The following is a 17,064-nucleotide window of genomic DNA, read 5'->3' on the forward strand; positions in this document are numbered from 1 at the left end:
GCGCATTCCAGAAGTCAGATCGTGACGGGCGCAAGCGCCCGATCGCAGCCTGCGGCAGCGGCTACAGGGGCCACAGACCATTGCGGATAGTTTGAGCTTCTCCTGGCTGACTAACGCTTCCTGGCTTGCTGATAGACACTCCCCCGCTCCCGCTTGCCCACGGCAATGACCGTCACCACCAACACCTCATCCACCACCCGATACACCAGGCGGTAGCCCGCCGTACGTAATTTGATTTTGTAGGCATTGCCCAAACCGCTCAGGCGATCAGCCGGAACATGGGGGTTGACGAGTCGTTCCTGCAGCTTCTTCTTGAATTGCTCTTTCAGCGTGGGGCCCAGCTTTTGCCATTCCTTCCAGGCTTTCTCGGAGAACTCCAGCTCATAAGTCATCGAGCGAAACCTTGATGGTCGGATCATTCTCTCGCTCACGGCACAAGGCGAGCAGCTCCATATCCTCCAGACGCTCCATCATCGCTTCGTATTCCTTGGCCGGAACGCAGTAAAACGCCGGTTCATTGCGATTGAGAATGGCCACGGAGGAACCACCACCGGCCGCAACGGTGCCCATGGGGTTTTTCTTGAGCTCGGAAATGCTCGCGACGACATTGGACAGAAGAACATGGGTCATGGAGTGCTCTCACGAGTGCTGTTAAGAGCACTCAAAATAGCACTTTTGCGTAGACAAGTACCTTGAGAGCAGACGAGAAGTGTCAGGGAACGAGCGCTAGCGGAAGAATTCTCCAGGCGTGGCATCGAACTGCTGGCGGAACGCGGCGATAAAGGCCGAGGTCGAGTCGTAGCCGCAGGCCAGCGCCACGTCCGTCACCCGCTCGCCGTTCTCCAGGGGTGTCAGGGCGCCCAGCAGGCGCAGGCGCTGGCGCCAGGCGCGGAAGGTCAGGCCGGTGTCCCGCAGGAACAGCCGGCTGAGGGTTTTCTCCGTCACCCCCAGTTTCTCGCTCCACTGCCCCAGGGTGGTCGGCTGGTCCGGGTGCGCTTGCAGGCTGCGGTAGATCTGCCGCAGGCGCGGGTCCTGGGGCAGCGGCAACATCAGGTCCAGTTGCGGCGCGGCGGCCAGTTGATCCAGCAGGACCTGGGCCAGGCGCCCATCGGCGCCGTCTTCGGCGTATTCCACCGGCAGCTCGCTGAAGGCGCGGATCAATTCGCGCAGCAGGCTGCTCACTGCCAGCACCTGGCAGGTTTCGCCGGCCCAGGCGGTGACGCGGCAATCCAGGTACAGGCTGCGCATTTCAGTGCGCGGCGAGCTGAACACTTTGTGCGGCATGCCAGCGGGAATCCACACCGCCCGTTGCGGCGGGGCGATGAAACGCCCGGCGCTGGTCTGCACTTCCAGCACGCCCTGGATGGCGTAGGACAGTTGCACCCAGGGGTGGCTGTGGCGCCGGGTCAGCGCCCGATTGGGCAGGGATTCGGTGCGCCCGTACACCGGTCGCGGCAGGCTTGGCAGACCGGGAATACTGCGGCGGACGATCTTTTCATGTCCTTTAGGCGGCATTTACTGGCTCATTGGCGTTAGTCGGCAGTCCGCCATCACGTTAGAGTCGGCCCACCGCCCTGGCAACCCCTGGATGATCCCGATATGAGTCGCTCACGTCTTTTGCCCGACAATTTCACCCTGACCCTGATCGGCGTGGTGCTGCTGGCCAGCTTCCTGCCCGCCAGCGGCCAGGTGGCGCTAGGCTTCGGCTGGCTGACCAACGCCGCCATCGCCCTGCTGTTCTTCCTCCACGGCGCCAAGCTGTCGCGCGAGGCGATCATCGCCGGGGCCGGCCACTGGCGCCTGCACCTGCTGATCTTCAGCCTGACCTTCGTGCTGTTCCCGATCCTCGGGCTGGCGCTCAAGCCGCTGCTGTCGCCGCTGATCGGCAACGAGCTGTACCTGGGCATGCTCTACCTCTGCGCCCTGCCCGCCACCGTGCAGTCGGCGATTGCCTTCACCTCCCTGGCGCGGGGCAACGTACCGGCGGCGATCTGCAGCGCCGCGGCGTCCAGCCTGTTCGGGATTTTCCTCACGCCGTTGCTGGTGACCCTGCTGCTGAATGTGCACGGCGATGCCGGCTCGACCCTGGATGCCATCGTCAAGATCAGCGTGCAATTGCTGCTGCCCTTTATCGCCGGGCAGATCGCCCGCCGCTGGATCGGCGCCTGGGTCGGCCGCAACAAAAACTGGCTGAAGTTCGTCGACCAGGGCTCGATCCTGCTGGTGGTCTACGGCGCCTTCAGCGAGGCGGTGAACGAAGGCATCTGGCACCAGATCCCGTTGTGGAACCTGGCCGGGCTGGTCTTGGCCTGCTGCGTGCTGCTGGCGTTGGCACTGTTGGCTTCCAGCCTGCTGAGCAAGCTGTTCGGCTTCAACCAGGAAGACCGCATCACCATCCTCTTCTGCGGCTCGAAGAAAAGCCTGGCCACCGGCGTGCCCATGGCCCAGGTGCTGTTCGCCGGCAGCACCATGGGCGTGCTGATCCTGCCGCTGATGCTGTTCCACCAGATCCAGCTGATGGTCTGCGCGGTGCTGGCCCAGCGCTACGCCAAACGCCCCGAGTCGGTGCCGGAGTTGATGGCGCAGGTCGATCCCTGAGTGCGGCTCCTGAACTGCATGTCGCCTTTGTAGGAGCGAGCTTGCTCGCGATAAATCGTCAACGAAAACGCGCTGCGGATTCAGTGCTTCAGTTACTAACGATTGAGGCGCCCGCGATTTTTAGGGCTCACCCTGCAATGCATGGATTTCTGCTTTTGTTGACTGCGGCAAGTCGATAGCATAACGCCACTTTTTTCTGCCGCCCGGCGACTCTACACGGAAGTTTCCATGCATCCCTTGCTTGTGCCTTGCGCTTTTTCCTTTCTCGTTGGTTGCAGCAGCAAACCACAGCCCACCCCCACAAACCTGCCGGGGGAAGTCCATTGAAGACCCTGCCCAACGGCCGTTTGCTGGAACACTTCGATGAGTTGACGTTTGCCGAAAGAATCTTGCTGGAACATGCGGCATCTGGCTCCCTGGCCAGGATCGCCGATAGCCGGCCAGAAACCGGCACCAAGAAGAACAGGGTACGCGCTGACTTCCTGCGCTTTCTGATCCTCGGTGGCGATGCTGAAAACCCCGTGCACGAGCGAGGCATCAACCTGCAAGGCGCTTATATCGTCGGAGCTCTGGACCTTCGTGGTGCCGAGATAGGCATAAGCGTAACGCTGGAGCACTGCCTGTGCTTTCAGCCGCTTTACCTGGAGGGTATGCAATTAAAGGGGTCGCTGAACCTGAATTACAGCGCGATTCCAGGGCTTCTCGCCTCTCGCGTGTCCATCTCCGGCTCGTTGTCCCTGAATCAGCTCTATTCCCATGGACCGATCTATCTGGTGGCAGCCCAGATAGGCGGCTCAATCTACGTGCGGGGCAGCTACCTATACGGTCTCGGAGACACCGCTCTGAAGCTGGACGGTGCCTATGTCGGAACCGTAGTACGGATTGAAGACTCCTCCCAGGTGATTGGCGGGTTTTCTCTGATTAGCGCCTCGATAGACAACCAGTTGAGCTGCAAGAACTGCACATTTCGAGCAATCAAAGGTTCAGCTTTCAACGCAGACAACATCATTGTCAAAGGTGGGGTCTACCTGGGATTCCATAGTATTGGCATGACGCGTATCTCTGGTGCCCGTATTGCAGGACAACTGAGTTTCCGCGGCGCGCACTTTCAAGGAAATGGCGGGAATACGCTATCGGCCCAAGGCATGCGGGTAGACAGCTCTCTGGTACTGACCGAGTTTCCTGTGCCGCTGAGCAAAGCTGCATTCAGCGGTTCCCACGTAAAAAGCTTGATTGACGATGCAAGTACCTGGGGCGACAGGCTATTGCTCAACGGCTTTACCTACAACTTTATAAATAGCCGAACCCCGCTCACCGCAGAAACACGCATTGCCTGGCTGGACCGTCAAGACGCAGCCTACAGCGGACAAGACGGCCTCAAGGGCAGCGACAGCAAATTCCGCCCTCAACCCTGGCGACATCTGCAGAAAGTTTTCGAAGAAATGGGCCATTCCGAAGAGGCTCGACAGGTTGGGATCGCCTTCGAGAAGCGCCTACGCAAAGTGGGGCTGGTCGGCCAGGGTACCGCTCGATGGTGGCCAGGGTTGCGCTGGCTCGGCAAGGTCCCCCACGTGCTCTACGGCGCTCTTACCGGCTACGGCTACCGCCCCATGCGCCTGCTGGCCTGGATACTGGGCATCTGGCTGTTATTCACCAGCATCTACTGGTACGCCGCCGTCGAACACAAGGTCTTCGCCCCCAGCAACCCGCTGGTGTTCCAGAGCGAGACCTACGCCAGTTGTACCGCGGAATATGGCGAGGCCTGGAAGCAGCAGCACCCTAAACAGGACCTGCCTTCCGATATCGGCAACTGGTACACCTGCGATGCCTTGCGCGGTGAGTACACTGGCTTCAGCCCTGGTGCCTATTCGCTGGACATCCTGTTGTCACTGGTCGATCTGCAACAGGAGAAGGACTGGGGACCGATCACCACTACCCCTTCCCCCAACGCCTGGGTGGAGTTCTGGAACTGGGATTGGGGACATAGCATCCGCTTTCTGGTGTGGCTCGAAACCCTGATCGGCTGGGGCATCAGCCTATTGCTGGTGGCGATCGTCTCCGGCCTGACTCGGCGCAAGGAATAAGCGTCTATACCTGCACGGGCCTCGAACGGGGCCTGCTCGATACCCTTCACGGTTCAAACAAGGAAGCTTCACATGAGCGCCATCGGCAATTTTCTCTGGTTTATCCTCGGCGGCATTTTCATGGGCCTGTGCTGGTGGCTGTGGGGCATCCTGGCCTTTATCAGCATCGTCGGCATCCCTTGGGGCCGGGCCTGTTTCGTGATCGGTGCCTTCTCGTTCTTTCCGTTCGGCAAGGAAGCGATCAGCCGGCGCGAGCTGAACAACAAGGACGATATCGGCACCAGCGGCCTGGGAGTGATCGGCAACGTGCTGTGGTTTGTGTTCGGCGGGATCTGGCTGGCGCTGGGACATGTGATGTCGGCGCTGCTGTGCTTTATCACCATCATCGGCATTCCCTTTGGCATCCAGCACCTGAAGCTGGCGGGCATCGCCCTGGCGCCGATCGGCAAGACCATCGTGAGCAAGGAAGTGGCCGCCGCGGCGCGCACCTTCAATGCCCAGGATGCGGCGCTGAAACAGCGTCAGCCGGGCTGAGCCAAGGCTGACAGGCGCGGTAACAGGCACCCCATACGGGCCAGGATGGTTTTATACCGCTCACCCGTAACCCCGCCGTTCACCGGTGCAGGCACTCAGGGGGCCAGCGCCTTGATCGGCGGGTCCTGGTAGCTGTCGTCGATCTCGATGCCAGCGGCACGCAACTGCTCTTCCACCACTCGCCGCGTCTCCCGGTCCTTGGCCAGCTTGGCGGGCATCAGCTCCTTCCAGCGCGGTCGCTCGTTCTCCTCGAAACTGGACAACCAGAAATCGTATTCACTCTGGAACTGCAGGGTGGTCAGACAGGTCGCTCGCTCCATGGGTGCCTGCTGGTCATCCCAACACCAGGACCAGACATGCAGGTAGGCGTCGTCCCGATGGAAGTACCAGCTGTAGAAGGACTTGTTGTGCAGCCAGCGCTCGAGCGGTATCGGGTAGTCCGGGTCGAGCCAGGGATGGTTGAGCATGGAGTGGCCCAGCACATTGTCGCCAGAGGGAATCTTGTCGGCCTGGGAGCCGGAAACCCGCGGGTTCGAAGGTAGGTAGTAACGCTTCCAGCCAGCGCTCTTGAGCTCGGCAATACGCTGGAGAATGAAAGCCTGTTGCTCGGCGTAGGGACTTTTATCCGGCAGGCCTCGCAACGTGATGTCGATATTACTGACCGTATCTCCAAGGTCCTCGTCGATCACCGTACTGATGTCCGAGACCTGTTCGATCCTGAGCCCATGCTCACCACCGCCGATCAGGACGACCGGCAGGTTCTTGTCGTTGCTGGAACGCTCGATTTCATACCAGCACATCCTGACGGGCTTCAGACAGTCCTTGGAAAACGGCAGCGGGCTCCGGGCGAGCACCTGGGCAATGGGCTCATGCAGGGCCATTTCCACCACCGGGTGCGCCACCGCGGGGGCCTCATCCTGGTCATCACAACCGCCAAGCAGTGCCAGGGTAAACAGGCAGAATCCCCCCATGACGGCCCTGCCGCGTACCGCGCCCATGCAAACCTTGCGCATACTTCTCTTCCATCCATTGAACAAGCGGGCGGCGATGGTGCAGGAATAGACACGAGGCTTCAACAGCGGCGACCGCACCCAGGCAACTGGCCAACCTCGGCTATTCGCCCGCGGGTCTGAGCAGCACCCGGGTCACTCGCCGCTCTTCCACCGTCACCACCTGCAGCGTCCAGTCCTGCCATTGCAGTCGGTCGCCAATCACCGGCAAGCGGTCCAGCAGGCTCATCACCAACCCGGCCAGGGTCTGGTAGTCCTCGGTCGGTTCGGCGTCGAAGCCGGTACGCTGGCGGATCTGCGCCAGGTTCAAGGCGCCGCTGACCATGAAACCGCCCTGCTCTTCGACAATGTCCGGGCCTTCGATTTCGCTGGCGTCGGGTAGCTCGCCGGCGATGGATTCGAGGATGTCGGTCATGCTCAGCACGCCGACGAAATCGCCGAATTCGTTGATCACGAACGCGATGTGGGTCGAGGCTTTACGCATCTGCTCCAGGGCGTTGAGGATCGAGAAGCTGTCCAGCAGGTTGATCGCCGTGCGCGCCAGGTGTTCCAGGTTCGGCTCGTTGCCGGCCAGGTATTCCTTGAGCAGTTCCTTCTTGTGCACGAAGCCCAGCGGCTCTTCCACCGCGCCGTCGCGAATCAGCGGCAGGCGCGAGTAGGACGAATGCATCAGCCTGTTGCGGATGGCTTCGGCATCGTCGGCCAGGTCGATGTAGTCGACATCGGCGCGCACCGTCATCAAGGTGCGGATCGGTCGTTCGGCCAGTTGCAGCACGCCGCTGATCATCACCCGCTCGCGGCGGTCGAACAGCTCCGCGCTCGGCGCTTGGCCATTGTCCAGCAGGTCGGCGATCTCTTCGCCCACCTCCTCCACCGCCAGCTGGCGACCGCCGAGCAGGCGCATCACCGCATGGGCCGTGCGCTCACGCATCGGCCGCAGGCCCTGCATGGATTTCTTGCGACGGGCACGGGCGATCTGGTTGAACAGCTCGATCAGGATCGAGAAACCGATGGCCGCGTACAGGTAGCCTTTCGGAATGTGGAAGCCCAGGCCTTCGGCGGTCAGGGCAAAACCGATCATCATCAAGAAGCCCAGGCACAGCATGATCACCGTCGGGTGGGCGTTGACGAAGCGGGTCAGCGGTTTGCTGGCGACGATCATCAGGCCGATGGAAATGATCACCGCGATCATCATCACCGCCAGCTCGTCGACCATGCCCACGGCGGTGATCACCGCGTCCAGGGAGAACACCGCATCGAGCACCACGATCTGCGCGACGATCGGCCAGAACAACGCGTAAGCGGCATTGCCGGCGCGCTGGCTGACATGGCCTTCCAGGCGCTCATGCAACTCCATGGTGGCCTTGAACAGCAGGAACACACCGCCGAACAGCATGATCAGGTCGCGACCGGAGAAGCTCTTGCCGAACACCTCGAACAGCGGCGCGGTCAAGGTCACCAACCAGGAAATGCTCGCCAGCAGGCCCAGGCGCATGATCAGCGCCAGGGACAGGCCGATGATCCGCGCGCGGTCACGCTGGTGGGGCGGCAACTTGTCCGCGAGGATCGCGATAAACACCAGGTTGTCGATCCCCAGCACCAGCTCGAGCACGATCAGGGTCAACAGGCCAAGCCAGGCCGTGGGGTCCATTATCCATTCCATAAAAACGACTCTATCTCTCCAGTGAATTCAGGCAGCCGGACACGGCAAGGCAAGGCCACAAGGCCTTTGAACGGCAAACGCAGGCCAGCGCCCAACGGTCGCGACGACCGGCGGCGAGCAGCGAAAAACAGCGAGTTCGGGGTAACGGCCGCGCCTTATGACTGACGGAAGGCACCGCGAGGCGGATCGAGCGGGGAAAGGCTGAGGCGTCCAGGAATAAGGACGACTGGGAGGCTCCGAGAGGGTGTTCATGCAAGTCCTGTGAAGAAAAACGGACTTGAATCCTACAACCCCAAGGGGAATTTCCCATGAGGGAAATCATTTCAAGATCTTATCGGGGTGTCTGGCCACGGCTATGGCAGGCAAGCTCGCCCCAGCAAAAGCGAGCCTGCCTGTGCGACTCAATAGCGTCCGGGCAACAGCCCGAGTTCCACCAGCTTGATATCGGTGTCACCCACCACCTGCACATGCTGGACGTTCTTCTCGTCCATGATGCCGGGGCAGGCAACGACGATGGTGCCCTTCGATTGAGTGGGACGCAGCTCGGCGACCTCCGGAAAATCGGCCGCCGACAGAGGGTGCGGGCAATAACCGATCCAGCCGATAGTCTGCCGGTCCTGGAACACCCGCTGCTTGCGAAAGTACTCGTTGGGAGCGGCCACGCCCCAATAGATCTCCGGCCAGAGATCGACCGCTGCGTTCATCAACTCGACAATGCCCTGTCGAGGATCCGGCAGGCAACGGACCAGTGTCCCGGCTTCGGAAAACTCGATGCCCGCGGGCAACGAACCGCCGCTTCGGGCGTGATAGGTGATCGAAAGCCCGCCCTTCAGCGGATCAGGTATCCCGTTCCACAACACAAAGCTCATGTCGTTGACGTCGAAGTCCGAGTCTTTCCAGGAGGCTATTTCCCGCCGCAAGCTGCTCGGGTCGAGGAGCACATTGTGCGTCAGGCCGTCATCCTTGCCTTCGGCGCACAAGAACCAGTTCTTGAGAATGGGGTCGATCTCGCCTATCGCCTTGAGAAAGGCCAGGCTCCTGTCGATTTGTTGCTGCTCGGTAACCTGGGCAATCTTCTGCTTATCGAAGCTCAGCTTGAAATTGAAACGCTTGAATGTGTCCATGAGTACTCCATACGGTCTCAGGCAATTAAATCCGGGTTCTGCTTGTAGTACTCGTCCAGCGCCTTTTTCTCCTCGCGACGCATTTCCTGGTACTCCTCATCATCCTTGGTGCCAGGCATCGGGTTCCAGTAAGCCGTCAGGTTGGTGAGCCCACCTTCCTCGTACTTCTCGGAACAATACTCGTAGACCTCGCGCTGAAGAAAATGCCACTCGAGCCTCACCGGCGGGCTGGGTTTGGCCTTGTCTGCCTGCTTGAACGCCTTCACGATCAGGTCCTTCTCAAGGTTCTTGGCAAACTTAGGGTGCTTGAAACCGAGTATGAGCATGAATTTGTAGTTGGCCTTGGCCTCTTGCAAGGTACAGCGGTTTTTCACAAAACCGTCCCAGTCCGTAGTACTCCACAGCCACTCCCAGGGAAATGGGAAGTTGGTCACCCAGTTTTGGTACCTGCTCGACAGGTCACTCATGCTGTGTCCCTTCCCGTTGACCGGAATGTACATATGCCCGTCTTCGGGCGGGCACTTCACGCAGTCTTTCTTCTGGGTCTTGCACTCTCTTTCCGCCTCCTTCGTCCGGTCCCGGGTGCTTGCCGGCGCATCCGCCTTGGGCAGCGCCTCGGGCTTGGTCCCGGGTAGCGGCAAAGGCTGCGGCACCGGTCTTGGGCTCGGTAGCGGCCGGGGGACGACTTCCGGGGGCGGAACCGGCAACGGTCGTGGCGGCGGCATCGGCAATCGAGGCGGCGCGGGAATGGGTATATCGAAGGGCAGCCTCGGTCCACTGCGAGGTAATGGCAAACGCACCCCACTGCTTATGGGAGGTGCCAGTTGCGCTACGGCTCCACTGATGAAACTGGTCATTCAGGCATCCCTGTCTTGAGTGCTGCACGCCAGGCGCGTTGCCCCTGGACGAAATCCATGACGCTTGCGTAATCGCGAAAACGCTGCTCCGGGGTGTCGTTTACCGGCCTTTTCATCCATCGGATAAACCCGGGTGTTTCTTCGAAACCAGGAAATTGCAGGCCAAAGCGCATGAAGCTTTCAACCGTATCGGGCTCTTCGATTTGCAGCGCCCAGGCTTTTTCCCGGTAGTCCTTGAGGTACTGGATCGTCTGCCACTGGCCCTTCTGCTCGAGCCATTGAGGATTGTGCTGACGTATCTCGAGCATGATCTTCTCGATCACCTCATTTTGCCGAACCTGCTCCAGCGCTTTCAGCTGGTCTGCCGTCAACTCAAGCATGGCGAGCCTCCTGCCCGACCCGGTAATACGTCTGGTACGCCAGGACCAATGGCTGCCAGATCTGCCAGCGATCAAGCGGCAACATCAGGGCCATTCGCTGTTCGCTGTCCAAGACAGCCTCCAGGCTGCGGCGGACGATCGGGTTGTAATAACGAAACAACGCCATCCGGCCATCCGGCAGACGGCTGAACAAATGGGATTTGAGATGGTTGCTCAGCGCCTCAAAGGAACGCTCGCTCCACAGCCATGAAACCAGCGGCGACTTCTGGTCGCGCTCGATCAGCCAGTCGAGCAGTTGCGAGGCCTCGTCGCTATTTGTCATGAACTCCACCAGCGCTGGTCCCCCACGGCTGATTTCGTCCAGCTCGGTAGCGGCCAGCAACCACTCGACGCGGATCGCCGCCCCGGCCGCGTCCAGGCGGTTCTCCAGGGTCATGTACCGGGCGCCATCCACCAGCACATAGAGCCGGGTTTCAGGGTGCTGCTCCAGACAGTGGCGAATATGGGTACGAAATTGCAGAACATTCGGATCAGTCCGGCGTCCATTGCCAGGAACACTCATGATCAGTTCCCCAGGCTTTGCAGCGGGACAAAGGCTTCATTGCGCTGCGCCGCCGCCAACAGGCACGGCAGGCAAAGCCCGGGAATTTTGATCACGGGAGCGACAGCCGCGGCACTGACCTGCTGCCCGATGATCACGCTTCCCGACCCGCTCACCACCACATTCCCGTGATTACCGGTCGTGCCCAGGGTCGCGACCGGCAAGCCATTGATCAGCACATTGGCAACCACCCCACTGACCAGGGCACTGCCGCAGGCCGTGGTGTCGGTCATCCGCGCCGCGCTGAGCCCATCGAACAATACGTCGGGCGATCCCGAGACAATCGGGTTACTGGCGTGCCCGGGCAACGGGCAAGCGGTCATATCCGTGACACGTGCCGCAGGTTTTCCACTCATGGCAATCTCCTTTATCCGTTAGGTATTGCGTGTTGTCCCTAGGCCATCGATCTGGAAGAGACCAAAGCGCCAACAGGCATCCTCCACATCGAATAATGCGAGCTGGCTGGCCGTCGAGCCGGGGGCCTTGAACGGGGGCGACATCTGCAGTGCTTCGGCAACCGTCCGCTCCATGGCCGCTGGCGCCCAATCGTCCAGTTCGTTGAGCTGCCGGTTGTAGTCCGGTGCGCCAACACTTTTATAGGCACTTAGCAGGTACTCGGGTAATTCCGTGTCCGACCATTGCAGGTAATAACCCTGATCATCCAGGACCGGCCGGGTCCAGGCCGTCAGCCCGACCGGAATCACTTCCTGTTGATCGATACTGAGGAGGCAGTCGTCCTGGGCGGCGAAACCCAGGCAGATATTGAGTTTCAACCAGCCATTAGCCTGATTGAGGAGCTGGGAAGGATCGAACGATCGAAGTGGCACCACACGATAGTTGCGCAGATGGGAAGCGCGCAGGTAGATCTCCGCGTCCAGCCGGGAAATGAACACCCGGACGGTGGGTGCATCGAGGTCGCCGACGCAACTTATCTGCACCGGATCCAGGGCAGGCTGGTCGTGAATACCGGTGACCGTGACCAACCCATAAAGACGAATTGAGGATCTCAGTCCTTGAAATCGAACCATCCCGCTCCCTCCCGAGCAGCGCGATCTGTCAGGCGCTTGTCAGTCGTTCCATTGAGCCCGCCACTCTAGCAACCATGAATTGCGCAAGAAGTTGCGCAGTTGCGCTCGAAGCCTTATGCCTACAGGCTCCGAAGAATTTTTTACAAAACATTTCAGGCGCTGCTGGCCGGCTTAGAGCAAAACTACCTCAGCGGCCGCATCGCCCCTACCCCCGCAATGTGCCTCTGACCTGCTCGATATAACGCGCCACCGCCGGGGCCTTTTCGAAGCGGCGGTGGATCAGCGACAGCCAGGATGAAGCCGTGCTGCCCTGGATCGGCCGGTACAACACATTGGGCAGCCCCACGTGCCCGACCACCGATTCCGGCACAACGGCCACCCCCTGCCCCAGGGAGACCAGGGCCAGCACCGCCACCAGGCCGCCGGGCTGCGCCCCCAGTTTCGGTGCGTAACCGCCCTCGGCGGCGACCTGCAAGGTGCCGCTGATCTGTTCCGGAAGCACGAAGGTCTCGTTGTGCAGATGGGCCGGGGCGATCTCCGGCAAGCGTCCCAGCCAGGACTCGGCGGGCAGCGCCAGGACAAAGCCCTCGCCATCCAGGCGGACCGCCTCCACCCCTTCGGGCAAGGTCATGGGCGAGCGGATGTAACCGATGTCGAACCGCCCCTCGGCCACCAGTCCGGGCAACGCCGCCATCGGGCTTTCGCGCACGCTCAGGCTGACGTCCGGGCAGTCCTGGCTGAAGCGCTGCACCTGTTTTTGCAGAAGCCCCGAATACACCGCCGAGGCCACGTATCCCAGCTCGATATGGCCGATTTCGCCGCGCCCGGCGCGCTGGGCGTTACGTTGCGCGAACTCGAACTGGCGCACCGTGGCCTCGGCCTCGCGCACCAGGGCCGCGCCGGCCTCGGTCAGGCTGACCTCGCGCTGCTGGCGCACAAACAAGCGGGTGCCCAGGGCCTGTTCCATGTCCTGGATCTGCCGGCTCAGGGTTGGCGGCGCGATGCCCAGTTGCTCGGCGGCGCGGGTGAAATTGCGTTGTCGGGCCACCGCCAGGAAATAGCGGAAATGACGGATTTCCATAAGTGTGTTAGCTCAAAGGTAATGAAGTGCTCCAGCTCGCCTAACAGAATGGGCGAAAGCCCGGGATAAGCTGGCCAGACCTTCACAGTAGAGAGCCCACGCCATGCACGTCAAACCACTGTTTCTGGCCATGATCACTTGCTGCAGCGTGCCCACGACTTTCGCCGCCGAGAAAGACGCCGACGTTGCCCAGAAGGCAATCCTCAATTTCGCCACCGCCCAACAACTGCTCAAGGCCGCCCAGGACACCGCCTCGGCCAAGGGCTGGCCCTGCGCCGTGGCGATCGTCGACGACGGCGGCTGGCCGATCCTCAGCGCGCGCATGGACGGCGCGCCGGTGGTGGCCGGTATCGAACTGGCCCAGGGCAAGGCGCGGACCTCGGCATTGTTCAAGCGCCCCTCCGGCGACCTGGAAAACGCCATCAACGGCGGGCGCCAGGCGGCCATCACCTCGGGCCTGCTGATGATGAAAGGCGCGCAGCCGATCCGCGTCGACGGCCAGGTGATCGGCGCCATCGGCATCAGCGCCGACACCCCGGCCCATGACGATGAAATCGCCCAGGCCGCCCTCGCCGCGCTGGGTCAACGGGTGCAGCCATGAGGCCGGCCAGCCCGCGCCTGACCCTGCTCACCGCTTCCGGGGTGTGCTCGCTGATCGTGCTCGACACCAACATTGTCGCGGTGACCCTGCCGAGCATCGCCCGCGACCTGGGGGCCAACTTCGCCGATATCGAGTGGGTGGTCAGCGCCTACATGCTGGCCTTCGCCGCGCTGCTGCTACCGGCCGGCAGCCTGGCTGACCGCTTCGGGCGCAAGCGCACCCTGCTCTGCGGCCTCGGGCTGTTCATCCTCGCCTCCCTCGGTTGTGGCGCCGCGCCCAACGTGCTGTTGCTCGACATCGCCCGGGCGATCAAGGGGGTCGGCGCGGCGCTGCTGCTGACCTCGGCCCTGGCCACCATCGGCCACACCTTCCATGACGAGGTCGAACGGGCCAAGGCCTGGGCGTTCTGGGGAGCCTGCATGGGCGTGGCGATGACCGCCGCGCCCACCGTCGGCGGCCTGATCACCGAGTTCATCGGCTGGCGCTGGATCTTCTACCTCAACCTGCCGGTGGGCGGGCTGCTGGTGCTGATGGTGTTGCGCGCGATACCCGAGTCCCGCGACACCCAGGCCGCCCGCCTCGACCCCTGGGGCAGCCTGGCCTTCAGCGCCAGCCTGCTGTGCCTGATCTGGGGCCTGATCGAAGCCAATCGCATCGGCTGGAGCCACCCGCTGACCTACGCCCGGCTGCTGGGCGGCATGGTGTTGCTCGGGCTGTTCGTGCTGATCGAGCGGGTGCAGCACCGGCCCATGGTCGACCTGCAGTTGTTCCGCCATCCGCGCTTCATCGGTGCCCTGCTGGGGATGTTCGCCTACGCCGGCTGCGCCCAGGTGATGATGACCCTGCTGCCCTTCTACCTGCAGAACGGCCTGGGCTTCTCGGCGATCGCCTCGGGGCTGGGCATGCTGCCATTTGCCCTGACCATGCTGATCTGTCCGCGCATCGGTGTGCGCCTGGCGACGCGTTATGCCCCGGCGACCCTGATGGCCGCCGGCCTGACCCTGGTCGGTTGCGGCAACCTGCTCGCCGCCTGGGCCGTGCAGGCTGGCGGCTACCTGAGCTTTGCCCTGGCCATCGCGGTGACGGGTGCTGGCGCCGGCCTGCTCAACGGCGACACGCAGAAAAACATCATGGCCTGCGTGCCCCGCGACCGCGCCGGCATGGCCTCGGGCCTGAGCACCACCATGCGCTTCAGCGCCATCATGCTGGCCATTGGCGTGTTCGGCGCCCTGCTCGGCAGCCATACCCAGCAACGCCTGCACGCCAGCCTGGGCGCAAACGCCGCGCAATGGCTCGACCAGGACCAGGCCATCGCCTCCCGGGTGGTGGCCGGCGACATGCCCGCAGCCCTGGCATTGCTGCCCGACTCCGCGAAAGAACTGGTCGAACCACTGGCCCGCCAGGCCTTTATCGACGGTTTCGGCATGGTGCTCTGGGTGGCCGGCCTGCTGGCGCTGCTGGCGGCAGTGACGGTGGGCACGCTGATGCGCAATCCCATCCCGCAGCCGCGGCCTTTGACGCTGAGCGTGGAGTGAACACTCATGGGGCTCGCCCCCTCTCGCGCTCAAGGTGCGACAACTCTGTATCAGGCCAGTCATGATCTGCCCAGCACCAATAAAACCTCAGGGTGTTCTATCGCCCATTCTTTTGAGGCCAACTGCCAGGCTATTAGAAATACTCACAACTTGTAAGCCTACCCGCCCTCTTATGGGGCACCGATAAACTTCCATATGGGAAACAGGCCGCTTTGCTATCCAAACAGCAATAGATAAGGCGAATTATGAAGGTACGGTTAAATTCATATATTTATCCTCCCGAGCATTCCTGTAATATTCGCCCACTTAACGTCTTCACCAACGCCAATGGCAAAGTGCCTTCAGGATTCAAGAGTTACGTTAAAGGCGCTCGGCATCGAAACAGCCATTTCCGGGACCTAGCTCGGAAAGCGGCCTGCCAACTATCTCTCGCAAGAAAACAGCCCCATCTCATGGTTTTTTTCTGGCAACGAGTGGCGCCCATCGGCAAGGAGCCTCATCACGGGGGCAGCCCTGCATGCATGCTCCGTCTGGGGTACGGCATGACAGGGTTAGGATTCACATGAATTAGAGGTGTGCTGATTTTGAATATTGTTCCCCGGCCTCAGATGAATGCTGACGCGGATGAAATTGATCTGTTTGCATTGTTCCAATCCGTCTGGCAGCAAAAGATGCTGGTAATCGGTTGTACCGTTGCCGTGACACTGGTGGGTATGGCTTATGCGCTATTGGCTCCCCGTGTATATGAGGTGAGCAGCGTATTACGCCCAGCCGCCCTGAATGAACTCGACGCCCTCAATCGCTCGGAAGTCTACAAACTGCCGCCCGCAGATGCCTTGTCCAAGGTCGGCGCAGCACTTGAGTCCTATGAAACACGACTGGAGTTCTTCCGTTCTCATCAGGATCTGTTCCAGGCCTTCAAACGCCCAGGACAAACACTCGAACAAAGCTTCGAGGACTTCAACCGCGACTCGATAAAGCTGGTTCAGCCAGATCCGAAAAAAGACAACGCCCTGAGCAGCTACATCAAGCTGGAAATGCAATATCCCAAGGATGTCAACGGGGTACAGATCCTCAACGGTTTCGTCGAATACGCCATCGATGCTGAACGGGAACGCATTGGCGCCGACCTCAAGGTCATCGTCAACAACCGGCTCAATGAACTCAAAGGCAAGATTGCCGCGGCGCGCTCCAACTATGAAACCGACAAGGAATCGAAAATCGCGGCCTTGCTCGAAAGCGATAATATTCGCCGCGCGCAGCTCGAGGACGAACTCAAGGCCTTGCGCGGGCAGTTGAAAGAACAGCGCAAGGATCGTCTGGCCGAACTGGCCGAAGCGATCACCATCGCCAAGTCGATGGGCATCCGCACGCCAACCACGCCGTCCTCGATGTCCGACGCCTCCCGCGCCGGCTCGACCCAGGTGATGCGCACCGAGGTCAACACTCAGAGCATCCCGTTGTATTTCATGGGCTATGAAACCCTCGAGGCCGAGCGCGCAGCCCTGCAGAAACGCACCTCTGACGATTTCACCGAGAAGCGTATCGCCGAAATCGGCAAGGAACTGCAGATGCTGCAGGTCAACCGCCAGGTGCAGGAACTGAACAAGCGCTCCAACGAGGACATTTTCCTGAAGGACGTTTTTCCGCTCAGGGCTGAAGTGGCTCGCCTGCGCAACCTGAACATCGATATGGACCGGCTGAAACTGGTCACCATCGATCGCAAGGCCTTGCAACCGGTGAGCCCGCTCAAGCCGAAGCCCGCCCTGGTCATCATCCTGTCGCTGGTACTGGGCCTGATGCTCGGTGTGGCCATCGCCCTGATTCGTCACTTCGTCCACTCGTACCGTGCATCCCACCACGATGCCTTGCTCGCCACCCCAGTATTGCTGGACCAGTCCGGCAACATTCGGGGCAAAGGCAACGATACGCCACAGTAAGCGGTTCGATCCGCCAAACCTGAAACAC

General features: G+C 61.2%; 18 protein-coding genes. 6 read left to right on the top strand and 12 right to left on the bottom strand.

What is annotated here, in order from left to right; translation table 11 throughout:
* Nucleotides 1-110 precede the first annotated feature (110 nt).
* The 3 genes from BM019_RS24895 to BM019_RS24905 all read right to left on the bottom strand — a co-directional run bounded on the left by BM019_RS24895 (nt 111) and on the right by BM019_RS24905 (nt 1,515).
* Entirely contained in the window at nt 111-392 is a 282-nt protein-coding gene (locus BM019_RS24895) for a type II toxin-antitoxin system RelE family toxin (protein WP_007930524.1), read from the bottom strand.
* A complete protein-coding gene (locus tag BM019_RS24900) occupies nt 382-630 on the bottom strand; it encodes a type II toxin-antitoxin system Phd/YefM family antitoxin (RefSeq protein ID WP_009044432.1) in 249 nt (82 codons plus the stop codon). Before BM019_RS24900 ends, BM019_RS24895 begins: the two co-directional genes overlap by 11 nt.
* 96 nt (nt 631-726) lie before the next feature.
* A complete protein-coding gene (locus BM019_RS24905) occupies nt 727-1,515 on the bottom strand; it encodes an AraC family transcriptional regulator (RefSeq protein ID WP_062822800.1) in 789 nt (262 codons plus the stop codon).
* 84 nt (nt 1,516-1,599) lie between these two features.
* Here BM019_RS24905 and BM019_RS24910 point away from each other — a divergent pair, with 84 nt between their 5' ends.
* From BM019_RS24910 to BM019_RS24920, 3 genes are all read left to right on the top strand, one after another.
* Nucleotides 1,600-2,598: a bile acid:sodium symporter family protein gene (locus BM019_RS24910; protein ID WP_062822801.1), complete on the top strand. Its 999-nt coding sequence runs from the start codon at nt 1,600-1,602 to the stop codon at nt 2,596-2,598.
* A 323-nt stretch (nt 2,599-2,921) separates the two neighbouring features.
* Entirely contained in the window at nt 2,922-4,682 is a 1,761-nt protein-coding gene (locus tag BM019_RS24915) for a hypothetical protein (RefSeq protein WP_239691102.1), read from the top strand.
* Between the two features lie 72 nt (nt 4,683-4,754).
* Nucleotides 4,755-5,216, top strand: coding sequence for a YccF domain-containing protein (locus tag BM019_RS24920; RefSeq protein WP_092421095.1), 462 nt, complete (start codon nt 4,755-4,757; stop codon nt 5,214-5,216).
* 95 nt (nt 5,217-5,311) lie between these two features.
* Here the strand turns inward: BM019_RS24920 and BM019_RS24925 are convergent, their stop codons facing one another.
* The 9 genes from BM019_RS24925 to BM019_RS24965 form a co-directional block, all read right to left on the bottom strand.
* Complete coding sequence (locus BM019_RS24925; RefSeq protein ID WP_092421096.1) at nt 5,312-6,229, bottom strand: hypothetical protein; 918 nt, start codon at nt 6,227-6,229, stop codon at nt 5,312-5,314.
* Nucleotides 6,230-6,329: 100 nt separating this feature from the next.
* Nucleotides 6,330-7,889, bottom strand: coding sequence for a TerC family protein (locus tag BM019_RS24930; RefSeq protein ID WP_092421097.1), 1,560 nt, complete (start codon nt 7,887-7,889; stop codon nt 6,330-6,332).
* Between the two features lie 401 nt (nt 7,890-8,290).
* Nucleotides 8,291-9,013 carry an Imm52 family immunity protein gene (locus BM019_RS24935; protein ID WP_085534302.1) on the bottom strand — a complete coding sequence of 241 codons (723 nt, stop codon included), beginning with the start codon at nt 9,011-9,013 and terminating at the stop codon, nt 8,291-8,293.
* A 17-nt stretch (nt 9,014-9,030) separates the two neighbouring features.
* Nucleotides 9,031-9,870, bottom strand: coding sequence for a Tox-REase-5 domain-containing protein (locus tag BM019_RS31085; RefSeq protein ID WP_239691103.1), 840 nt, complete (start codon nt 9,868-9,870; stop codon nt 9,031-9,033).
* On the bottom strand, nt 9,867-10,250 hold the full coding sequence (locus BM019_RS24945) for a hypothetical protein (protein WP_009044448.1): 384 nt from the start codon (nt 10,248-10,250) through the stop codon (nt 9,867-9,869). The genes BM019_RS31085 and BM019_RS24945 overlap by 4 nt, the downstream gene beginning before the upstream one ends.
* Nucleotides 10,243-10,812: a DUF4123 domain-containing protein gene (locus BM019_RS24950; RefSeq protein ID WP_009044449.1), complete on the bottom strand. Its 570-nt coding sequence runs from the start codon at nt 10,810-10,812 to the stop codon at nt 10,243-10,245. The genes BM019_RS24945 and BM019_RS24950 overlap by 8 nt, the downstream gene beginning before the upstream one ends.
* A gap of 2 nt (nt 10,813-10,814) precedes the next feature.
* Nucleotides 10,815-11,207: a PAAR domain-containing protein gene (locus BM019_RS24955; protein ID WP_009044450.1), complete on the bottom strand. Its 393-nt coding sequence runs from the start codon at nt 11,205-11,207 to the stop codon at nt 10,815-10,817.
* A gap of 18 nt (nt 11,208-11,225) precedes the next feature.
* On the bottom strand, nt 11,226-11,879 hold the full coding sequence (locus BM019_RS24960; RefSeq protein ID WP_139217391.1) for a hypothetical protein: 654 nt from the start codon (nt 11,877-11,879) through the stop codon (nt 11,226-11,228).
* Nucleotides 11,880-12,084: 205 nt separating this feature from the next.
* Entirely contained in the window at nt 12,085-12,960 is an 876-nt protein-coding gene (locus BM019_RS24965) for a LysR family transcriptional regulator (RefSeq protein ID WP_092421099.1), read from the bottom strand.
* A 103-nt stretch (nt 12,961-13,063) separates the two neighbouring features.
* Here BM019_RS24965 and BM019_RS24970 point away from each other — a divergent pair, with 103 nt between their 5' ends.
* From BM019_RS24970 to BM019_RS24980, 3 genes are all read left to right on the top strand, one after another.
* On the top strand, nt 13,064-13,561 hold the full coding sequence (locus BM019_RS24970; protein ID WP_085534293.1) for a GlcG/HbpS family heme-binding protein: 498 nt from the start codon (nt 13,064-13,066) through the stop codon (nt 13,559-13,561).
* The gene (locus BM019_RS24975; RefSeq protein ID WP_092421100.1) at nt 13,558-15,096 is read left to right on the top strand and encodes an MFS transporter; all 1,539 of its coding nucleotides are present in this window, start codon (nt 13,558-13,560) and stop codon (nt 15,094-15,096) included. The genes BM019_RS24970 and BM019_RS24975 overlap by 4 nt, the downstream gene beginning before the upstream one ends.
* 608 nt (nt 15,097-15,704) lie before the next feature.
* Nucleotides 15,705-17,036, top strand: a complete 1,332-nt coding sequence (locus tag BM019_RS24980) for a Wzz/FepE/Etk N-terminal domain-containing protein (protein ID WP_239691104.1) — start codon at nt 15,705-15,707, stop codon at nt 17,034-17,036.
* Nucleotides 17,037-17,064: the final 28 nt, after the last annotated feature.

The sequence above is a fragment of the Pseudomonas sp. NFPP07 genome (assembly GCF_900115645.1).
GTDB lineage: Bacteria > Pseudomonadota > Gammaproteobacteria > Pseudomonadales > Pseudomonadaceae > Aquipseudomonas > Aquipseudomonas chlororaphis.